General features: G+C 68.2%; 20 protein-coding genes. 16 read left to right on the top strand and 4 right to left on the bottom strand.

Annotation, left to right across the window (positions count from 1 at the left end; all coding sequences use genetic code 11):
- Entirely contained in the window at positions 1-201 is a 201-nt protein-coding gene (locus TCCBUS3UF1_RS01605) for a hypothetical protein (RefSeq protein ID WP_041433662.1), read from the top strand.
- On the opposite strand, the gene TCCBUS3UF1_RS01600 is transcribed toward TCCBUS3UF1_RS01605, so the two are convergent.
- Both TCCBUS3UF1_RS01600 and TCCBUS3UF1_RS01595 read right to left on the bottom strand, forming a co-directional pair.
- Positions 133-606 carry a hypothetical protein gene (locus tag TCCBUS3UF1_RS01600; RefSeq protein ID WP_014514749.1) on the bottom strand — a complete coding sequence of 158 codons (474 nt, stop codon included), beginning with the start codon at positions 604-606 and terminating at the stop codon, positions 133-135. The genes TCCBUS3UF1_RS01605 and TCCBUS3UF1_RS01600 overlap by 69 nt on opposite strands.
- Before the next feature lie 47 nt (positions 607-653).
- Positions 654-1,625 (bottom strand): hypothetical protein, encoded by a 972-nt coding sequence (locus tag TCCBUS3UF1_RS01595; RefSeq protein WP_155983244.1) that lies wholly within the window; start codon positions 1,623-1,625, stop codon positions 654-656.
- Between TCCBUS3UF1_RS01595 and TCCBUS3UF1_RS01590 the strand changes: the two genes are divergently transcribed.
- From TCCBUS3UF1_RS01590 to TCCBUS3UF1_RS01545, 10 genes are all read left to right on the top strand, one after another.
- Complete coding sequence (locus tag TCCBUS3UF1_RS01590; RefSeq protein ID WP_014514747.1) at positions 1,582-2,805, top strand: MFS transporter; 1,224 nt, start codon at positions 1,582-1,584, stop codon at positions 2,803-2,805. The two genes, TCCBUS3UF1_RS01595 and TCCBUS3UF1_RS01590, sit on opposite strands and share 44 nt — an antisense overlap.
- Before the next feature lie 18 nt (positions 2,806-2,823).
- Positions 2,824-4,803: a threonine--tRNA ligase gene (thrS, locus tag TCCBUS3UF1_RS01585; RefSeq protein ID WP_041433660.1), complete on the top strand. Its 1,980-nt coding sequence runs from the start codon at positions 2,824-2,826 to the stop codon at positions 4,801-4,803.
- On the top strand, positions 4,803-5,579 hold the full coding sequence (locus TCCBUS3UF1_RS01580) for a PaaX family transcriptional regulator C-terminal domain-containing protein (RefSeq protein ID WP_014514745.1): 777 nt from the start codon (positions 4,803-4,805) through the stop codon (positions 5,577-5,579). The genes thrS and TCCBUS3UF1_RS01580 overlap by 1 nt, the downstream gene beginning before the upstream one ends.
- A 10-nt stretch (positions 5,580-5,589) precedes the next feature.
- Complete coding sequence (locus TCCBUS3UF1_RS01575; protein WP_014514744.1) at positions 5,590-6,780, top strand: ABC transporter substrate-binding protein; 1,191 nt, start codon at positions 5,590-5,592, stop codon at positions 6,778-6,780.
- Between the two features lie 45 nt (positions 6,781-6,825).
- The gene (locus tag TCCBUS3UF1_RS01570; protein WP_014514743.1) at positions 6,826-8,022 is read left to right on the top strand and encodes an ABC transporter substrate-binding protein; all 1,197 of its coding nucleotides are present in this window, start codon (positions 6,826-6,828) and stop codon (positions 8,020-8,022) included.
- A gap of 12 nt (positions 8,023-8,034) precedes the next feature.
- Positions 8,035-8,802, top strand: coding sequence for a sugar phosphate isomerase/epimerase (locus TCCBUS3UF1_RS01565; RefSeq protein WP_014514742.1), 768 nt, complete (start codon positions 8,035-8,037; stop codon positions 8,800-8,802).
- Positions 8,803-8,885: 83 nt separating this feature from the next.
- Positions 8,886-9,614, top strand: a complete 729-nt coding sequence (locus TCCBUS3UF1_RS01560) for a c-type cytochrome (RefSeq protein ID WP_014514741.1) — start codon at positions 8,886-8,888, stop codon at positions 9,612-9,614.
- A gap of 9 nt (positions 9,615-9,623) precedes the next feature.
- Positions 9,624-10,106: a hypothetical protein gene (locus TCCBUS3UF1_RS01555; RefSeq protein ID WP_014514740.1), complete on the top strand. Its 483-nt coding sequence runs from the start codon at positions 9,624-9,626 to the stop codon at positions 10,104-10,106.
- Positions 10,107-10,117: 11 nt separating this feature from the next.
- Positions 10,118-10,747, top strand: a complete 630-nt coding sequence (locus TCCBUS3UF1_RS01550; protein WP_014514739.1) for a ubiquinol-cytochrome c reductase iron-sulfur subunit — start codon at positions 10,118-10,120, stop codon at positions 10,745-10,747.
- Positions 10,748-10,756: 9 nt separating this feature from the next.
- Positions 10,757-12,019 carry a cytochrome bc complex cytochrome b subunit gene (locus tag TCCBUS3UF1_RS01545; protein ID WP_014514738.1) on the top strand — a complete coding sequence of 421 codons (1,263 nt, stop codon included), beginning with the start codon at positions 10,757-10,759 and terminating at the stop codon, positions 12,017-12,019.
- A gap of 43 nt (positions 12,020-12,062) precedes the next feature.
- Here TCCBUS3UF1_RS01545 and TCCBUS3UF1_RS01540 read toward each other — a convergent pair whose 3' ends face one another.
- Positions 12,063-13,658 (bottom strand): 30S ribosomal protein S1, encoded by a 1,596-nt coding sequence (locus TCCBUS3UF1_RS01540; RefSeq protein ID WP_041433658.1) that lies wholly within the window; start codon positions 13,656-13,658, stop codon positions 12,063-12,065.
- 201 nt (positions 13,659-13,859) lie between these two features.
- Between TCCBUS3UF1_RS01540 and TCCBUS3UF1_RS01535 the strand changes: the two genes are divergently transcribed.
- Genes TCCBUS3UF1_RS01535 through TCCBUS3UF1_RS01515 form a run of 5 tightly spaced genes read left to right on the top strand, consistent with a single transcriptional unit; the run spans position 13,860 to position 16,420 of the window.
- Complete coding sequence (locus TCCBUS3UF1_RS01535; RefSeq protein ID WP_014514736.1) at positions 13,860-14,975, top strand: M20 family metallopeptidase; 1,116 nt, start codon at positions 13,860-13,862, stop codon at positions 14,973-14,975.
- Entirely contained in the window at positions 14,972-15,448 is a 477-nt protein-coding gene (locus tag TCCBUS3UF1_RS01530; protein WP_014514735.1) for a YbaK/EbsC family protein, read from the top strand. The genes TCCBUS3UF1_RS01535 and TCCBUS3UF1_RS01530 overlap by 4 nt, the downstream gene beginning before the upstream one ends.
- A 1-nt stretch (position 15,449) precedes the next feature.
- The gene (locus tag TCCBUS3UF1_RS01525) at positions 15,450-15,725 is read left to right on the top strand and encodes a hypothetical protein (protein WP_014514734.1); all 276 of its coding nucleotides are present in this window, start codon (positions 15,450-15,452) and stop codon (positions 15,723-15,725) included.
- A gap of 9 nt (positions 15,726-15,734) precedes the next feature.
- Entirely contained in the window at positions 15,735-16,019 is a 285-nt protein-coding gene (locus TCCBUS3UF1_RS01520; protein ID WP_014514733.1) for a hypothetical protein, read from the top strand.
- A gap of 2 nt (positions 16,020-16,021) precedes the next feature.
- Positions 16,022-16,420: a hypothetical protein gene (locus tag TCCBUS3UF1_RS01515; RefSeq protein ID WP_014514732.1), complete on the top strand. Its 399-nt coding sequence runs from the start codon at positions 16,022-16,024 to the stop codon at positions 16,418-16,420.
- A 6-nt stretch (positions 16,421-16,426) separates the two neighbouring features.
- On the opposite strand, the gene TCCBUS3UF1_RS01510 is transcribed toward TCCBUS3UF1_RS01515, so the two are convergent.
- Positions 16,427-17,782 (bottom strand): sodium:alanine symporter family protein, encoded by a 1,356-nt coding sequence (locus TCCBUS3UF1_RS01510; protein ID WP_014514731.1) that lies wholly within the window; start codon positions 17,780-17,782, stop codon positions 16,427-16,429.
- Positions 17,783-17,785: the final 3 nt, after the last annotated feature.

Below are 17,785 nucleotides of genomic sequence, written 5' to 3'. Positions count from 1 at the left end.
ATGGTATACATTGCCCTATTCGCCCTAGGAGCGGCCTTGGTGACCTTGCTCTTTTACCTGATCCTAAACCCCCGGGTGCTCACCACCGAGGGGGAGACCTTTGACCTGCGCTTCATCCTCTTCATGCTGGTCCTAATCGTTCTGGCCGCGGGAACCGTGGCCCTGATGCTGGTCCTGGGGCGGATGTACCATCTGCTTTAGGGCCTCCTCCGGGGAGAGTTCCCCCCGGAGGTACCTCAGGTCCTTGCGCAAGGCCTCCTGGGTGGCCTGCAAAACCGGAGAAAACTCCGGGGGGAACTCCCTTTGCAGGTGGGCCATGCAGAGCAAAAGCCCTTCCACCATGGCCTTTTCCTGCTCGCGGCGGCGCCTTCCCCCCCGGAGGGCGCTTTTGGCCAGGTGGGCAAGCCGCCGCACCACGCACACCCGGGGCTCCCCCCCCACCCCCGCGCAGGCCAGGCCCTCCGCCCCCCCGCAGGCGGCATAGGCCTTTGGGTAAAGGGGGGCAAGCTCAGGGTGGCCCAGGAGGGCAGGCCCCAAGGGCCCGGCATGGACCGCGGCCAGGCGCAGGTAGAGGGCGTGGCGGGCGCGGCGGACCTCTACCTCCATGCCCCCAGGATAGGCGAGCCGTCAAAGGACAAATGACCCCGAAGGGGCTACCCCCCCAGGCGGAAGGGGGTACGCAGCCCCGCCAAGGCGATGGCCCGGGCCTCCTCCGGGATCCAGGAAAGGGCCAAAGCCCCCCGGTAGGCCCTCAGGGCCCGCTCCCGCTCCCCCGCCAGGTCCAGAAGCTGGCCAAACCGGGCCAGGACATAGCCTGGCAGGTAGCCGGGGTGGTGGAAGTCCATGCGAAGGACTTCCTCCATCAAGGCCAAGGCCTCCCGCCACTCCCCAGCCGCCAGGTAGACCTGGGCTGCCAGGTAGAGGGCCTCGGGGCTTCCTATGGCGAAAAGCCCCTCCAGAAGCCCAGCCCAGTCGTCCTCCTCCCGCAGCTGCCAGGCCCGGTCCAAGAGGGCCCGCTCCCGCTCCCCCTCCGTGGGGGTGTGGGCCTGGGGCAGGGCCTGGGGGAAAGCCTCGGCCAACAGGGCGTAGTCCAGGAGGTCCGCCACCACCGCCCCCTCCTTCCCCCGGAGGGCCTCGGCCACCTGGGCCATGCGCCGCTGGCGGAAGCCCGTGGCCGGCCCCTCGCCAAAGGCCGCGGCAAAAGCCCGGTAGAGGGCCTGCAGGCGGGCCAAAAACGCCTCTCCCCCCAAGACCTCCGGGGTGAGGGGGGTCCTTAGGAGGCCGAGAAGCTCCTGGTCCAGGGCCTGCATCCGCTCCAGGTAAGGCGCCCCTAAAGGGTGCTGGACCAGGGCCTCGCGGAAGGCCTCGGCCTCCCCTTTCAGGTGGGCCTCCGCGTCCAGGGCCACCACGGGAACCCCCCGGGCCTCGGCCCAGGGGAGGAGGTGGAAGAGGAGGGGGTCCTCCTCGCGCCAAACCCCCTCCCGGAGGGCTTCCTCCGAAAGGGAGGCCAGGTAGAGAACGGGGGGACGGGCCTCATCCAAAAGGGCCAGGACCGTGGCCGCGTTGTAGCGTGGATGCAGGATGTGGAAGGGCCCAAGGGAAGGCAGAAGGAGCATCCTCCCCATCTTAGACCTGAGGGAGCGGAACTACCGGCTGGCGGTGGTGAACGGCTGGCTGGTCTGGCTGGGGGACACCTTTTTGAACCCCAACATCGTCCTGAGCGGCTTCGCCGCCAAGCTGGGGGCCCCCGGGGCCCTGATCGGCCTCCTGCCCGCCCTCCTGCAGGCCGGGGGCATGATCCCCCAGGCCTTCCTGGCCCCCTATGTGGCCCGCTTCCCCCGGAAGATCGTCCTTTACCGCCAGGTGGCGGCCCTGCGCCTTTTGGGCGTGGTCCTCATGGCCCTTTCGGCTTTCCTGCTTGGGGCTTGGCCTCACCTTCTCCTCATGGGCTTCCTCACGGGCCTCCTTCTCAACGCCCTCTTCACCGGGGTTTCCAGCCTTCCCTTCTGGGAGGTGGTGGCCAAGACCACGCCCAAGGAGAGGCGGGCGGCCCTCTTCTCCGCCCGCAACCTGGTGGGAGGTCTTCTGGCCTTCCTGGCGGGCTTCCTGGTCCGGGGGATCCTGGCCCTGCCCCTCCCCTTCCCCCTGCCCTACGCCCTCCTCTTCGCCCTAGGGGCCCTGGCCTTCGGCACGGGGTGGTACCTTTTCGGCCTCACCGCCGAGCCCGCGGAGGCCCCCAAGGAGGAGCGTATCGACCTCCTCCTGCCCCTGCGAAGCCCAGGCTTCCGCCGCTTTCTAAGGGTGCGGATTCTCCTGGGCCTGGCGGGGATGGCGGAACCCTTTTACGCCGTCTACGCGGTGCGCGCCCTGGGGCATGGGGAGGAACTTGGGCTTTACCTTTCCCTTTACGCCCTGGCCTTCACCCTTTCCAACCTCCTCTGGGCCCGCCTAGCGGAGCGGGGTTCCAAAGGGGTCCTCCTGCGGGGAGCCGGCCTGGCCTGCATGGCCCCCCTCCTGGCCCTCCTCCTGCCCCCTGGGCTTTACGGGGCGGTCTTCCTCCTCCAGGGCACTTATCTAGCCGCCCTCAACCTGGCCACCACCACCTACCTCCTCAACCTGGCCCCTCCCGAGGAGCGAAGCGCCTTTATCGGCCTGGGGAACACCGTGGCTGGGGTCTTCGCCTTCGCCACGGTGCTGGGAGGATGGGTGGCCGATGCCCTGGGCTTTTCCGCCCTCTTCCTCCTGGCCGCGGCCCTCTATGCCCTGGCCCTTTGGGCGGGGAGGAAGCTGCCCCGGGAGGGGTAGGGCGGTATAGTGAAGGGCATGACGGTTTACCTGCCCGACGGGAAGGCCCTCGAGGTGCAAGAGGGCGCCACCGCCCGGGACGTGGCCCAGGCCCTAGGCCCCAGGCTGGCCCAAAAGGCGGTGGGGGCCATCGTGAACGGGGAGCTTTACGACCTCCTCAAACCCCTTCCCCCCGGGGCCTCGGTGAGGATCCTCACCGAGGAGGACCCCGAGTACCAGACCCTCTTCCGCCATACCCTGGCCCACGTGCTGGCCCAAGCGGTAAAGGAGCACTTCCAGGAAAAGGGGTACGACCCCGAGAGCGTGAAGCTGGGCGTGGGCCCGGTCATCGAAAAGGGGTTCTACTACGACATCGACGCCCCCGAACCCCTCTCGGACGAGGACCTGCCCGCCCTGGAGGCGAGGATGCGGGCCATCCTGGCCAAGGACCTGCCCCTGCGCCGCTACACCCTTTCCCGGGAGGCGGCCCTGGCCCGCTACCAGGGCAAGGACCCTTACAAGGCGGAACTCATCCAGGAGCTACCAGAGGGGGAGGAGATCAGCTTCTACCAGCAAGGGGACGAGGCCTACGGCTTCACCGACCTGTGTCGTGGGCCCCACGTGCCCTCCACGGGCCGCATCCCTCCCCACTTCAGGCTCACCCACGTGGCCGGGGCCTACTGGCGGGGCGACGAGCGGCGCCCCATGCTGCAAAGGGTGTACGGGGTGGCCTTCCGCACCGCCGAGGAGCTTAAGGCATACCTCTGGCAGCTGGAGGAAGCCAAGCGGCGGGACCACCGGCGGCTTGGGCGGGAGCTGGAGCTTTTCCTCATTGACCCCATGGTGGGCAAGGGGCTGGTGCTTTGGCTGCCCAAGGGGAACACCATCCGGGAGGAGCTCATCGCCTTCATGCGGGAGGAGCAGCTTAGGAGGGGTTACCAACTGGTCACCACCCCCCATATCGGCGGCCTGGAGCTTTACAAGACCTCGGGCCACTACCCCTACTACGCGGAAAGCCAGTTCCCCCCCATGCGCCTCGAGGACCGGGAGGGCTCGGAGGAGTACCTCCTCAAGCCCATGAACTGCCCCCACCACATCCGCATCTACGCCCACAAGAAGCGCTCCTACCGGGAACTCCCCTTAAGGATCGCGGAGTTCGGCACCGTCTACCGCTACGAGAAGGCCGGGGAGCTTTTGGGCCTCACCCGGGTCCGGGGGTTCACCCAGGACGACGCCCACCTCTTCTGCACCCCCGAGCAGGTGAAGGAGGAGTTCCTGGGGGTACTGGACCTGGTGCTAAAAGTCTTCGCCACCTTGGGCCTGAAGGGGTTCCGGGCCCGGATCGGCGTGCGGGACCCCCAAAGCAGCAAGTACGTGGGGGAGGAGGCCAAGTGGGCCCTGGCCGAGCGGCAGATTGAGGAGGCAGCCCAGGAAGCCGGCCTGGACTACACCCTGGAGGAAGGGGACGCCGCCTTCTACGGCCCCAAGCTGGACTTCGTGGTCAAGGACGCCCTGGGGCGGGAGTGGCAGCTTGGAACCATCCAGGTGGACTACAACCTTCCCGAGCGCTTCCAGCTGACCTACGTGGGCAAGGACGGGGAGGAGCACCGCCCCGTCATGATCCACCGCGCCCCCTTCGGCTCCCTGGAGCGCTTCATCGGCATCCTCATTGAGCACTTTGCCGGGGACTTCCCCTTGTGGCTTTCCCCGGTGCAGGCGGTGGTGGTCCCGGTGTCGGAAAAGCAGGAGGACTACGCCAAGGAGGTGGTGGAGCGGCTCAAGGAGGCTGGCCTCCGGGCGGAAGGGGACCTGCGCCCAGAAAGGATGCAGGCCCGGATCCGGGACGCGGAGGTGCAAAAAGTACCCTACATCCTGGTGGTGGGGGAGAGGGAAAGGGCCGAAGGGACGGTGAGCGTGCGCCGGCGGCACCGGGGGAACCTGGGAACCATGCCCCTGGCCACCTTCCTGGAAGGTGCCCTCAGGGAGTATCGGGAGCGTAAGCTGGAGCCGGTCTTCTGATGCGGGCGCGGTCCACCATCTTCACCCTCTTTCTGGAGTACGCCTACCCCGAGCGCCGGGCCCCGGTGCGGGACCTGGTGGCCATGATGGAGGCCCTGGGCTTCTCCGAGGCCGCGGTGCGGGCCGCCTTGTCCCGGAGCGCCAAGCGGGGCTGGGTGGTGGCGGAACGACGGGGGCGCACCGCCTACTACGCCCTCTCCGACCGGGTCTACTGGCAGGTGCGCCAGGTGCGGAGGCGGCTTTACGAGCCCGTAGCCCCTTGGGACGGGCGCTTCCTCCTGGTGCTGCCCGAGGGCCCCAAGGAGCGGGGGGAACGGGAGCGCTTCCGGCGGGAGATGGCCCTTTTGGGCTACGGAAGCCTGCAAAGCGGGATCTACCTGGGGGCGGGGGTGGACCTGGAGGCCACGAAGGAACTCCTGGGGTTTTATGGCCTTACCGCCACCCTGTTCCGCGCCGAACACCTAGGGTCCCCGGAGGAGGTGCGCAAGGCCTTCCCCCTGGCCCAGGCCGAGGCCCATTACCGGACCCTCTTCCCCCAGGAGGTACCGGAAAACCCCCTCCTGGCCTTCCAGGCCCTCACCCGTCTGGTGCACGGGATGCGCAAGGTGCTCTTCCTGGACCCCCTCCTCCCCCCTGAGCTCCTGCCCCCGGGCTACCCGGGCCTGGCCGCCCGGGAGCGGTTCTTCGCCCTGCGCCAAGCCCTCTACGCCCGGGCTGAGCCCTTCCTTAAGGGGTTTCACCTTCCCTTGGCCGCCCTCTCACCCGGGGCCCGGTAAGCTTGAGGGCATGAGGCGACCCTTTCTGGCCGCCCTACCCTTTTTCCTCCTGGCCCAGGCCCAGGTGACCCTCCCCTTCTGGCACACCGCCGGCCCTCCGGGCAACACCGTCCTGGAGGAGGCCATCCGCACCTTCAACGAGGGGCAAAGGGCCTACCGGATCGAAGCCCGTTACGTGGGGGACTACCGGGAAGCCGGGGTCAAGCTCCTGGCCGCCCTGCGCTCCGGGGGGGCGCCGGTGCTCTTCCACGGGGAGCTTTCCTTCCTGCCCCGCCTGGCCCAGGAGGGGGCGGCCCTTTCCTTGGACCCTTACCTGAACGGCCTCCCCCGGGACCTGTACCCGGAGATGCTCCGGACGGTGCAGGTAAAGGGGAAGACCTTTGGCCTACCCCTAGGGCTTTCCGTGCCCGTCCTCTACTACAACAAGGACGCCTTCCGGGCCAGGGGCCTAAGACCCCCCAGCACCTGGGCCGAGGTGGAGGAGGCCGCGGCCAAGCTCACCAGCCGCACCAGCAAGGGCCTGGTGGTCTCCACGGACATCTGGAGTTTCAACGCCCTGGTCATGAGCCTAGGCGGCAGCCTGGTCAAGGACGGGCTTCCCGCCTTCACCTCCAAGGAGGTGGTGGAGGCCCTGGAGATGCTCCACCGCATGGTGCAGCGGGGGCATGCCCAGCCGCGGAACCTGGCCGAGGCCCAGTTCGCCGTGGCCGACTTCCTGCGCACCAAGGCCTTCATGGGCCTGGGGCCCACCACCGCCCTGCCCGTGGTCCTCTCCCAGACCTCCCTTCCCTTCGCCGTGGGCATGGCCCCGGTACCCCGGCGGGAAGGGGGGGCGGTGCCCCTCTCGGGAGCGGCCCTGGCGGTCCTCAAGGGGGCTAGCCCCGAGCAGGCCCGGGGGGCGGTGGCCTTCTGGCTCCACTTCCTGGATCCCAAGCGCCAAGCGGCCTGGGTGCGCACCACCTGGTACCTGCCCCTGAGGCGGGAGGCGGAGCGGGAGCTGGGCGAGTTCCTCAAGGACCCCGAGCGGCAGGGGGTCTTCGCCCAGGCGGAGATCGGCCGCCCCTGGAGCCAGGACCCGGAGATGGTGGTCTGGTACGGCTTCCTGGAGGAGGCTTTGGAGCGGAGCCTGAAACAGGGGGTGAAGCCCCAGGTGGCCCTCGAGGAGGCCCAGCGCAAGGCCTTAGCGGTGGAAAGGCGCTAAGCCCCTTGAAGCCCTCCTGACAGGGGGGATGGTAAAATCCGCCCCATGAAAAAGCTCCTCGCCCTAGCCCTTCTCCTTCTCCCCGTCTTGGCCCAGACGGAGGTGTCCTTCTGGCACTCCATGGACGGGCCGGCGGGCAGGCTCCTTTCCGCCTTCGCCCAGGAGTTCAACGCCCGCCAGGGGCTCTACCGCGTCCTGCCCCAGTACGTGGGGGACTACCGGGACGCGGAGACCAAGCTGGTGGCCGCCCTGCGCACCGGGGCCCAGCCCGTCCTCTTCCAGGCCGAGATCTCCTTCTTCCCCCGGTTGGTGGGGGAGGGCCGGGCCCTGGCCCTGGACCCCTACCTCAACCTGGACCGGGCCTTCCTGGAGGACCTCTTTGAACCCGCCTGGAACTACGGCCTAATGGAGGGAAGGCGCTACGGCCTTCCCCTCAACACCTCCACCCCGGTCCTCTTCTACAACCTGGATGCCCTCAGGGCCAAGGGGCTCAAGGCCCCCAGGAACTGGAAAGAGTTTGAGGAGGTAGCCAAGGCCCTTACCTCCCGTCAGGCCAAGGGCTTCATCTTCGTCACCGATCCCCAGGCCTGGCTCTTTGAAGCCATGGCGACCAGCCGGGGAGGCAGCCTGGTGCGGGAAGGCCGGCCCAACTTCCTCTCCAAGGAGGTGGTGGAGGCCCTGGAGATGCTCTGGCGCATGAACCGGGCCGGGCTCCTTTCCGTGCGCAGCATGGCCGAGTCCACCTTTGCCCAGCTGGACTTCGTGCGCACCAAGGGGATGATGGTCATGGCCTCCATCGCCAACTGGCCGGCGGCGGAGAACTTCTCCTTCGCCTTCACCCTGGGGGTGGCCCCCGTCCCCCGGGAAACCGGGGGCAAGGTGCCCCTGGGCGGGGCCCAGTTGGTGGTCCTACGGGGGGCCTCGGAGGCCCAGGTGCGGGGGGCCTTGGACTTCTGGAGGTACCTGATGGAGCCTAGCAACGTGGCCCGCTGGGTAGAGGCCAGCTACTACGTCCCCGTGCGCAAATCCGCCGCCCCTCTTCTGGAAGGCTTCTACCGGGAGAACCCCTTCCGCAAGGTGGCCTTTGAGCAGATCGCCGTGGCCCAGGAAAGGCCCCGCCTGCCCCAGTTCTCCGCCTGGGCCAGCCTCCTGGCCGAGGCCTTGGAGAAGAGCCTCAAGGGGGGAATGGCCCCGCAGCGGGCCCTGGAGGAGGCCCAGCGCAAGGCGGAGGCCATCCGCTAGGGGGAAAAGCCCATGCGCCTGGGTTTCAGCCCCTTCAACGCCGAGCTGGGCTACGAGGAGGCCTTCCGCCTGGCCGCCCAGCTGGGGATGGACCTCGAGGTGGCCTACGACCTGCACGAGGCCCTCCCCCTTCCCGATCCCCGCGCCCTGCGGGCCACAGGGGAGGCCTTGGGGGTGGGGTTCACCCTGCACCTGCCCTTCGTGGAGATGAACCCGGCCAGCCTCATCCCCGCGGTGCGCCAGCTTTCCGAGGACCGGCTCAAGCGGGCCCTGGAGTTCGGCGAGGCCCTGGGGGCCAAGGTGGGGGTGCTCCACACCGGCCAGGTGCCCGTCCGCCACCCCATGGCCTTGGACCTGGCCCGGGAAGCCCTGGAGAAAACCCTGGCCGCCCTCCTCCCCCTCCCTTTTCCCATAGCCCTGGAAAACCTGGCCCTCGCCGAGGAGGACCTCATCCGGGGCCCCGAGGAACTGCAAGCCCTCTTGGATCGCTTCCCCCAGTACGGCTTCTGCCTGGATGTGGGCCACGCCCTGGTGGAGCTCGGCCCCCGGGGGCCTTTCCTCTACCTCGAGGCCCTCTCCCCCCGCCTCCTCCACCTCCACCTCCACGACAACCACGGGCGCAAGGACGACCACCTGCCCGTGGGGGCCGGGGCGCTTCCTTGGGAGAAGCTCGCCCCCCACCTCCAGGGGTTTGCCGGCACCGCCGCCCTGGAGGTGGGCGGGGGGATGGAGGGGGTGGGCCGGAGCCGGGAGCGCCTCCTCCGCCTCCTCGCCCCTTAGCCCCGGGGACATCTGTCCTTGCCCCCCTGCCCTTATAGTGGTGGGGTGGGGGTTTGCACCCCCCTTCACAAAAGGGAGGCAGAATGGTCGTAGACCGGATTGAGGTGTACCTGGATGGGGCAGCCGAGCCCCTGGCCGTCCTCAAGGAACCCCCCTACCGGCTGAACCTGGACACCAAGAAGCTCCCCGACGGGGAACACACCCTAAGGGTCGTCACCCACTTCCGGGGGGGAGGCCAGGAGATCCGCGAGATCCCCTTCACCGTCAACAACTACCCCGACATCCTGGTCCTGGGCCTGGACGAGGGGGGAGAGGTGGCCGGCCAGGTGGAACTCCGCCTGGCGGTGGGCGAGCCCGAGCTCCCCGTGGAGCCCATCCGCTTTAATCCCCTCTGGTACGTGGTGGCCTCGGTGGTGGTCTTAGGGGGCATCTGGAGCTACTTCGCCCTGAGCCCGGCAGCGGAGAAGATCGTGGCCGAGGTGGCCCCCCCTGCCCAGGAAAGCCAGGCCCACGGGGCCACGGGGGCCCAACCCGCCGCCAACGTGGACCCCGCCCTCCTGGAAAAGGGCAAGGCGGTCTACGAGGCCCACTGCGCCGCCTGCCACCAGGCCAACGGCCAGGGCATGCCCCCGGCCATGCCCGCCCTGGCCGGGAACGCCAACCTCAAGGACGCCCAGATGATCCTCAACATCGTCAAGAACGGGCGGGGGGCCATGCCCCCGGTGGGGGCGGCCTTCTCCGAGGAAGAGGTCAAGGCCGTGGCCACCTACATCCGCAACAGCTTCGGCAACAGCTTTGGCCCGGTGGAGTAAGGGGGAAGCATGTACCGCAACGACCCCATCATCCCCACCTTTGCCCTCATCCTGGCCCTAGGGCTCTTCTACACGGCCTACCTGGACGGGCTCCACATCGCCCGCCTCCTGGGCCACACCCCTGAGGAGCTTTCCGTGGGCCAGATCGGCCTCATGGCCTTTGGGGCCGTCCTCCTCCTCTACGGCCTCATCGGCCTGGTCTCCTACTGGCTGGAGGGGATTGAGCTCCGCCCTGGCCGCCACTTCCCCACCCCCTCCACCGCCCCCGTGGCCGCGGGGGTGATCCTGGTCCTCCTCCTCACCGCCCTTTCCGGCTTCTTCGTGCGCCTGCTGGTCTACTCCGCCCAGAGCGGCCACAACCCCACCTGGCTCCAGGGCCTCATCTTCGGCGCCATCAGCCTGGTGGTGGCGGCCCTCTTGGGCGTCTACAAGAAGTTCTTTGGCCGGGATGAGGCCATCACCGAGGAGGAGAAAAGCCAGTTCCCTTGGTAAAGAGGTGAAGGATGGACGAACGCGAGATCCGTTTGCGCACATCCCGGAGGCGGCTTTTCCTCAAGACCGCCATCGGCACGGGCATCGGGCTTTCCCTGGTCTCCGCCTTTTATGTGGGGGCCAGCCTCCGCCCCAAGGCCGAGGTCACCCCGGAAAAGGAGCCCCTGAAGCCGGGGGACCTCCTGGTCTACGCCCAAGGGGGAGGGGAGCCCAAGCCCATCCGCCTCGAGGACCTGAAGCCCGGGGACCCTTTCGTCCTGGCCTACCCCATGGACCCCAAGACCAAGGTGGTGAAAAGCGGGGAGGCCAAGAACACCGTCTTGGTGGTGCGCTACGCCCCCGAGGCCCTTTCTCCCGAGGTGGCCCAGCACGCGGTAGAGGGCATCGTGGCCTTCTCCGCCGTCTGCACCCACCTGGGGTGCATCGTGAGCCAGTGGGTGGCGGACAAGCAAGCCGGCCTCTGTCCCTGCCACGGGGGTACCTTTGACTTCGCCCACGGGGCCAAGGTGGTGGCCGGCCCCCCGCCCCGCCCGGTACCCCAGCTCCCCCTCAAGGTGGAAAACGGGGTGCTGGTGGCCGCGGGCGAGTTCCTGGGCGAGATCGGGGTAAAGGCCAGCGCCGGCCAGTGCCGCCAGGTATAGGAGGGAAGGATGTACAAGTGGCTTGACGAACGCCTAGACCTCACGGGGCTTTACCACAAGGTGCTGCGCAAGGCCTTCCCCGTGCACCACTCCTTCTTCTTGGGCGAGATCACCCTGTTCGCCTTCATCGTTTTGGTGCTCACGGGGGTCTTCCTCACCCTGAACTTCGAGCCCTCCATCCGCGAGGTGAAGCTCCCCGACGGGCGCACCGTGCCCGCGGCCTACGCCAGCGTCCTCTACATCGATAGCCTGCCCTTTGGCGCGGTGATCCGCAGCCTCCACCACTGGTCGGCCCACGTGATGATCGCCGCGGCCTTCTTGCACATGCTCCGGATCCTCCTCTCCGGGGCCTACAAGAAGCCGCGGGAGCTCAACTACCTGGTGGGCCTGGCCCTCTTGGGCCTGGCGGTGGTGACCGCCTTCACCGGCTACGCCCTGCCCTACGACAACTACGCCGTCACCGCCACCCGCATCGGCTACGGCATCGCCACCTCCATACCCTGGATCGGCACCACCCTGGCCCAGGTGATGTTTGGCGGGGAGTTCCCGGGCTCGGCCCAGTCCATCCCCCGGCTTTACAGCCTCCACGTCCTCTGGCTGCCCCTCCTCCTCCTGGCCCTCATCGGGGGGCACCTGGCCATCATGATGAAGCAGAAGCACACCCAGCCCCGCTATGCGGAAAAGGTAGCCCCGGGGAAGATCCTGGGTGTGCCCATGTACCCGCAGCAGCTGGTGATGATGGGCATCCTCTTCGCCCTCTACGTGGGCATCATGGCCATCATCGCCGGGGCGTTCCTGGCCCACCCCATTGAGGCCTTTGGCCCCCCCACCCCCAATACCCCGGCGGTCAAGCCCGACTGGTACTTCCTCTGGATCTACGGCATCCTGCAGATCATCCCCTCCAGCTGGGAGTTCCACCTCTTCGGCGCCATCATCGGGCCTGAGTTCATCGGCGGGGTGGTGGTGCCGGGCATCCTGGCCCTTATCGCCCTTCTCCTGCCCTTCGTGGACACCCAGAAGGACAAGATGCGCTACCTGGAGCTGCCCTCCGAGCACCCCGTGCGCACCAGCGTCATCCTGGCCCTCCTGGTCTTCTTCCTCATGAGCACCCTGGCGGGCTACAAGATCGACTTCCAGCAGCAGGGTTCCTTGCTGGGGAATAACGCCGTCCTCTGGACCCTGGTCCTAGGGGGGCCCCTTCTCACCTTCCTGGTGTCCTACACCCTGATGCGCATCTTCTACGGGAAGAGGGCGGAAAAGGCCCTGGAGTAAATGGAGGCCCCCGCCCAAGGGCGGGGGCCTTAAGCTTTGCGCCTTACTTTTCCTCTTCCAGGCCCAGGCTGGCCAGGAGGTCGCCGTAGAGGTCACCCAGCTTCACGCTGGTGCTGGCGGTGGGCACCGCGGAGGCATCGTAGAGGTTGTACTCGGCCACGGCCCCGTACTCGTACTCCCGGCGCTCCTCGCGGCGCGGGGTGGGCTTGCGCTTGCTGCGGGCTTCCTTGCCCTTGGCCCTGCGGGGCCGCTCCTCCTCCGCCTTGGGCGGGGGCGGGGGCAGGAGGCGCTTGCGGGAGAGGGAGATGCGCTGCTCCACGGGGTCAATGTTGAGGACCACCACCTCCATCTCCTCGCCCTTCTTGAAGTGGGCGGCGGGGTTATCCACCCGCTGGTGGTCCAGCTCCGACACGTGGACCAGGCCCTCCATGCCGGGCTCCAGCTCCACGAAGACCCCGAAGTCCGTAACCCCCGTCACGCGGCCCTTGACCACGGTGCCCGGAGGGTACTTCTCCACCAGGAGCTGCCAGGGATCGGGCTGGGTCTGCTTAAGGCCCAGGGAAAGGCGGCGCTCTCCGGGGTCCAGGCGCAGGACCACAGCCTCCACCTCGTCCCCCTCCTTCACCACCTCGGAGGGGTGCTTGGGCCGCTTGGTCCAAGAAAGCTCGGAGATGTGGATGAGCCCTTCCAGCCCAGGCTCCACCTCCACGAAAGCCCCGAAGGGGGTGAGGCCCACCACCTTGCCCTTGACCCGGGTGCCCACGGGGTACTTCTCCGCCACCGTGGTCCAGGGGTCGGGGATCAGGGCCTTGATGGAGAGGTTGACCCGCTCCTTGGCGGGGTCCACGGACACCACCTGGGCCCGCACCCTCTGCCCCTTGTGGATGACCTCCTTGGGGTGGCCGAAACGGCCCCAGGTGATCTCGGAGCGGTGCACCAGGCCGTCCACCGGACCCAGGTTCACGAAGGCCCCGAAGTCGGTGACGTCCACCACGGCGCCCTCCACCACCTGGCCGGGCTTTAGGCTCTGGAAGAAGGCCTCCTTGGCCCGCTTTTGCTCCTCCTCCAGCACCGCCCGGCGGGAGAGGAGGACCCGCCCCTTCTTGCGGTGGAACTCAATGATCTTGGCCAGGATCTGCTGGCCCACGTACTCGTCCAGGTTAGGGGTGCGCCTCAGGTCCAGCTGCGAGGCGGGGATGAAGGCCTGGACGCCATCCAACTCGGCGACCACGCCCCCTTTGACCTTCTCCTTCACGGTGACGGTGACCGGCTCGCCCCGCTCGTAGAGGGCTTGGATGTGGTCCCAGTGCTCGGTGGCCTCCACCTTTTTGCGGGAGAGGAGGATCTGCCCGGTTTCCGGGTCTACCCGGAGCACCTGGACCCGCACCTCGTCCCCCGGCTTGAGGAGCCCCTTGAGCTCCTCCTCGGGGAGGACCTTCTCCGTGAGCTGGTTGAAGGGGATGATGCCTTCCGTCTTGGCGCCGATGTCCACCGCCACGCCTTCGGAACCCACCAAGACCACTTTGCCCGTCAGGACCTGCCCCGGGCGCACGCGCTTCTCCAGGCGGGCCTCGGTCTCCTGAAGGGCCTCTTCCATGCTGAAGGTCTTTTCTGGGGTCTGGGTCGCCTTTTCTTCCATGCCGCCTCTTTCCTCCTTACGCGCCTCCCCTTGGGGAAGGCGGGCGCTTTTCGCGCGCGTCCACACGAAAAGGAGGGGGAGAACCCTCACTCCCCGCTTCCGTGTGAACCGGCCCCGAAGGGCATACCCTTCCTTTATACCATGGGGCTAGCCCCTTGCCAAGAGGCACAGGGCCTTGGCGCAAGGGGGCATAATGGTCCCATGGAAACCCTGGAATGGATGAAGGCCAGGCTGCCGGAGTTTTTGCGGGACCTCGAGGCCTTCGTGCGCCGCGAATCCCCCTCGGGGGACCTCAAGGGCCTAGAGGAGGCGGCCGCCTTTCTGGAAAAGGCCTTCGCGCCCCTAAAGGGGCGGCTTTCCCGCAAGGACACCCCGGCGGGCCCCATCCTTCTCCTCAAGCGGGAAGGGGAGGGGGAGCCGGTCCTGGTGCTCTGCCACTACGACACCGTCCACCCCAAGGGGAGCTTCCCCGAGCCCTTCCGCCTGGAGCGGGATAGGGCGGTGGGCCCTGGGGTCTACGACATGAAGGGGGGGATCCTGGCCCTCCTCTACGCCCTGCGCCACGCCGAGGCCACGGGGCGGAGGCTTCCTCCCTTGGAGATCCTCTTCACCCCCGACGAGGAGACGGGCTCTAGGGAAAGCCGTCCCCTGATCGAGGCCGCCGCCAAAAAGGCCCGGGCGGCCTTGGTCCTCGAGCCCCCCACCCTCGAGGGGGACCTAAAGGTGGCCCGCAAAGGGGTGGGGCTTTACCGCCTCAAGGCCCTGGGCAAGGCTGCCCACCAGGGGGTGGAGCCGGAAAAAGGGGTCAACGCCATCCTGGAGCTCGCCCACCAGATCCCCAAGGTGGCGGCCCTGGAGGACCGGGACAAGGGCACCACCCTGGGCCCCAACGTCCTGCGGGGGGGAACGGTGAGCAACGTGGTGGCGGAGGAAGCCTGGGTGGAGATCGACCTCCGGGCCTGGACCCTGGAGGAGGCCCGGCGGGTGGAGGAGGCCCTCCGGGCCCTAAGCCCTGCCCTACCCGGGGCCCGGCTGGAGCTCACGGGCGGCCTCAACCGCCCCCCTATGGAGCCCACCCCGGAAAGCCTGTCCCTCTTCCATAAAGCCCAGGCCATCGGGGAGGCCCTGGGGCTTGCCCTGCGCCCGGGGCGGGTGGGCGGGGGGTCGGACGGGAACTTCACCGCCGCCTTGGGGGTGCCCACCCTGGACGGCCTGGGCCTTCTGGGTGGGGACGCCCACCAGCGGACGGAATACGTGGTGGTCTCCGAGATCCCCCGGCGGGTAGCCCTCTTGGCCGAGCTCCTCTACGCCCTATGAGCCTCTCCCCTGCCGCCACCCGGGTGCAGCGGGCCCTGGAGGAAGGGGGTTTCGGCCACCTCCGGGTAGAGGAACTGCCGGTTTCCACCCGTACCGCCGCGGAGGCGGCCCAGGCCGTGGGGGCCGAGGTGGGCCAGATCGTGAAGAGCCTGGTCTTCGTGGGGGAAAAGGGAGGCTACCTTTTCCTGGTAAGTGGGAAAAATCGCCTGGACCCGGGCAAAGCCGCGGCTTTGGCCGGGGAACCCCTTCGCCGGGCAAGCCCCGAGGAAGTACGGGCCCTCACCGGCTTCGCCATCGGCGGGGTACCCCCCTTGGGCCACCCCACCCCCCTTCCCACCTTTTTGGACCAGGAGCTTTTGGGCTACGGGGTGGTCTGGGCGGCGGCGGGCACCCCCAGGGCCCTTTTCCGGACCAGGCCGGAGGAACTCCTGGCCCTCACCGGGGCCAAGGTGGCGGACCTCAAGGAGGGGTAGGATGTGGTTCCGCAAAGACCCCCACGTAAAGCCCGAGGGCCCCATGGCCTTCCGGGTGCGGGTGCGCACCCGAAGCGGCGAGGTGGTGGAACTCCGCCTCTCCAAGAGCATGGAGATCAGCCCCATAGAAGGCGGGTACTACGTGCGCAAGGAGATCGTGGCCCCCAGGAGCCTGGACCGGGCGGTGCTGGAGATCTGGTTTGACCGGGGCTACCGCCCGGTGCGCAAGGCGGTGGAGGGGGGCGAGCTCATCCCCATCCGCGAGTGGAATGGGTAGGCTAAGGCTATGGAAAAAGTCCTTTTGCTCCTGGGCTTTTTGGTGATGGTCTACAACGTCCTCTACGGCCTAAGGCTCAAACGGGCCATCCCCGGGGGGGTCATGGGGGAACGGGGAGGGCAGATGCTCTTCCTCATCTTCTTCTTCGCCGCCAGCTACCTGGGGGTCCTCCTCCTCACCTGGGGGGAGCCTTCCAGCCTGCTCCTCCTCTTGCTCTCCCTCATCCTCCTCCTGGGCTCGGTCTTCGTCCACCTGGTCCTCCGCCTGCTGGACGCCATCGTGGCCTCCCTGTAGCCATGGTCTTCCGCCGCAACCCCACGCCCCCGGTGGCCGACTGGAAACCCACCCCCGAGGAATGGCGGGTCTACACCCTTTGCGACGGGCGGCGCAGCGAGGAGGAGGTGGTGCGGGAAAGCGGCTTGGGCGAGGAGGCCTACCGGGTGCTGGCGGACCTCCTCAAGCAGGGGCTGATCCTGCCCGTGGAGGGGCCCAAGGAGCTCTGCGCCCGCCTGGTGGAGCTCCTCCGCCGCCGCCTGGGACCCAAAGCGGAACCCTTGGTGGCCCGGCTGGAGGGGTGCGCAAGCCGGGAGAGCCTCGAGGAGGAAGCCCTCCGGGTGGCCCTCAAGGTGAAGCTCACCCTGGACAAAAAGGCGGGGGAGGAGCTGGAAAAGGCCATCCGGGAGATGTTCCGCTGAGGGCGCCTAGCGGGGCGGCACCCAGGGCTCCCCGCGGAAGAAGCCGTAGGTGAGGCGGGCCACCACCGGGCCCAGGAGGATCAGCCCCAGGAGGTTGGGGATGGCCATGAGGCCATTGAGGGTATCGGAGATGGCCAGGAAGGCCTCGAGGCCCCCCAAGGGCCCCACGAAGGCCAAGACGGCAAAGGTAAGCCGGTAGGGCCAGCGCACCCCCTCCCCGAAGAGGAAGGCTGCGGCCTCCTCCCCGTAAAAACCCCAGGAAACCATGGTCCCCAGGGCGAAGACCGCCACGGTGAGGGCTAGGACCACCCCCCCGAGGGGATGGGCCTGGAAGAGGGCCGTGGCCGCCTCGGCGGCGCTTCCCCCCTGCCGCCACAGCCCGGAAGCGATGAAGGTGAGGGCGGTGAGGCTCGTCACCAGGAAGCTCACGAACATCTCCGTGACCCCCCAGAAGCCCTGGCGCACGGGGTGGTCCACCTGGGCCTGGGCATGGGCGATGGGGGCCGAACCCAGGCCGGCCTCGTTGGCGAAGATCCCCCGGCCAAGCCCGGCGTTGATGGCGGCGAAGAGGCTATACCCGGCCGCTCCCCCTAGGGCGGCCTCCGGGCTGAACGCCGCCTGGAAGACCAGGGCTAGGGCCTGGGGGATCTGGCCGGCGTAGAGGATGAAGAGGGGCAGAATGGCCACCAGGAAGAGGAGGAGCTTCAGGGGCACCACCACCTGGGCGAAACGGGCCACCCGCACGATCCCCCCACCCAGGATCACCCCCACCAAAAGGGCCAGGAAAAGGCCCACCAGGGCAGGAGGAGCCCCCAAGGGGGCCAAGGCCCCGCCCACCGCTCCTGCCTGGGAGAGGTTGCCGATGCCGAAGGCGGCCACCGCGGCGAAGAAGGCGAAAAGGTAGCCCAGGAAGCGAAGCCGGGGCAGCCCCCGGAGGAGGTAGTGCATGGGCCCGCCGGACACCGAGCCGTCCGCGTAGCGGCGGCGGAAATGGACGGCCAGGGTGGCCTCGGCGAACTTGGTGCCTGTGCCGAAGAAATAGCCCAGCCACATCCAAAAGACCGCCCCCGGCCCCCCCACCAGGACCGCCGCCAGCATGCCCAAAAGGTGCCCGGTGCCCACGGTGGCCGAAAGGGCCACCATGGTGGCCTGGAAGGGGGTGATCTGCCCGCCGAAGCCGTAGGTCCTCTCCCGGATGGCCCCGAAGGTCTCGCTGAAGGAGACCCGCATCATCCGCAAGGGGGCGCTGAACCAGCGGATCTGGAAGATGACCAGGTAGGCCCCCACCAGGAGGAAGACCAGCTTCATGGGAAAGCCGTATACGATGCGGTTTAGATAATCGTTCCAAGCCAAGACATCCATAGG

Origin of the sequence: Thermus sp. CCB_US3_UF1 (assembly GCF_000236585.1) — a bacterium.
In the GTDB taxonomy this organism is placed as follows: Bacteria; Deinococcota; Deinococci; order Deinococcales; family Thermaceae; genus Thermus.
This window is presented reverse-complemented; position numbering and strand designations above follow the sequence as displayed.

What these genes read in the sequence shown, in the direction of transcription:
- TCCBUS3UF1_RS01565 (WP_014514742.1), top strand. Translation starts at nt 8,035, where the DNA reads ATGCGCCTGGGTTTCAGCCCCTTCAACGCCGAGCTGGGCTACGAGGAG.
- thrS (WP_041433660.1), top strand. Translation starts at nt 2,824, where the DNA reads ATGACGGTTTACCTGCCCGACGGGAAGGCCCTCGAGGTGCAAGAGGGC.
- TCCBUS3UF1_RS01545 (WP_014514738.1), top strand. Translation starts at nt 10,757, where the DNA reads ATGTACAAGTGGCTTGACGAACGCCTAGACCTCACGGGGCTTTACCAC.
- TCCBUS3UF1_RS01510 (WP_014514731.1), bottom strand. Translation starts at nt 17,782, where the DNA reads ATGGATGTCTTGGCTTGGAACGATTATCTAAACCGCATCGTATACGGC.
- TCCBUS3UF1_RS01560 (WP_014514741.1), top strand. Translation starts at nt 8,886, where the DNA reads ATGGTCGTAGACCGGATTGAGGTGTACCTGGATGGGGCAGCCGAGCCC.
- TCCBUS3UF1_RS01605 (WP_041433662.1), top strand. Translation starts at nt 1, where the DNA reads ATGGTATACATTGCCCTATTCGCCCTAGGAGCGGCCTTGGTGACCTTG.
- TCCBUS3UF1_RS01540 (WP_041433658.1), bottom strand. Translation starts at nt 13,658, where the DNA reads ATGGAAGAAAAGGCGACCCAGACCCCAGAAAAGACCTTCAGCATGGAA.
- TCCBUS3UF1_RS01595 (WP_155983244.1), bottom strand. Translation starts at nt 1,625, where the DNA reads ATGGGGAGGATGCTCCTTCTGCCTTCCCTTGGGCCCTTCCACATCCTG.
- TCCBUS3UF1_RS01580 (WP_014514745.1), top strand. Translation starts at nt 4,803, where the DNA reads ATGCGGGCGCGGTCCACCATCTTCACCCTCTTTCTGGAGTACGCCTAC.
- TCCBUS3UF1_RS01555 (WP_014514740.1), top strand. Translation starts at nt 9,624, where the DNA reads ATGTACCGCAACGACCCCATCATCCCCACCTTTGCCCTCATCCTGGCC.
- TCCBUS3UF1_RS01575 (WP_014514744.1), top strand. Translation starts at nt 5,590, where the DNA reads ATGAGGCGACCCTTTCTGGCCGCCCTACCCTTTTTCCTCCTGGCCCAG.
- TCCBUS3UF1_RS01525 (WP_014514734.1), top strand. Translation starts at nt 15,450, where the DNA reads ATGTGGTTCCGCAAAGACCCCCACGTAAAGCCCGAGGGCCCCATGGCC.
- TCCBUS3UF1_RS01590 (WP_014514747.1), top strand. Translation starts at nt 1,582, where the DNA reads ATGTGGAAGGGCCCAAGGGAAGGCAGAAGGAGCATCCTCCCCATCTTA.
- TCCBUS3UF1_RS01550 (WP_014514739.1), top strand. Translation starts at nt 10,118, where the DNA reads ATGGACGAACGCGAGATCCGTTTGCGCACATCCCGGAGGCGGCTTTTC.
- TCCBUS3UF1_RS01600 (WP_014514749.1), bottom strand. Translation starts at nt 606, where the DNA reads ATGGAGGTAGAGGTCCGCCGCGCCCGCCACGCCCTCTACCTGCGCCTG.
- TCCBUS3UF1_RS01515 (WP_014514732.1), top strand. Translation starts at nt 16,022, where the DNA reads ATGGTCTTCCGCCGCAACCCCACGCCCCCGGTGGCCGACTGGAAACCC.
- TCCBUS3UF1_RS01570 (WP_014514743.1), top strand. Translation starts at nt 6,826, where the DNA reads ATGAAAAAGCTCCTCGCCCTAGCCCTTCTCCTTCTCCCCGTCTTGGCC.
- TCCBUS3UF1_RS01530 (WP_014514735.1), top strand. Translation starts at nt 14,972, where the DNA reads ATGAGCCTCTCCCCTGCCGCCACCCGGGTGCAGCGGGCCCTGGAGGAA.
- TCCBUS3UF1_RS01520 (WP_014514733.1), top strand. Translation starts at nt 15,735, where the DNA reads ATGGAAAAAGTCCTTTTGCTCCTGGGCTTTTTGGTGATGGTCTACAAC.
- TCCBUS3UF1_RS01535 (WP_014514736.1), top strand. Translation starts at nt 13,860, where the DNA reads ATGGAAACCCTGGAATGGATGAAGGCCAGGCTGCCGGAGTTTTTGCGG.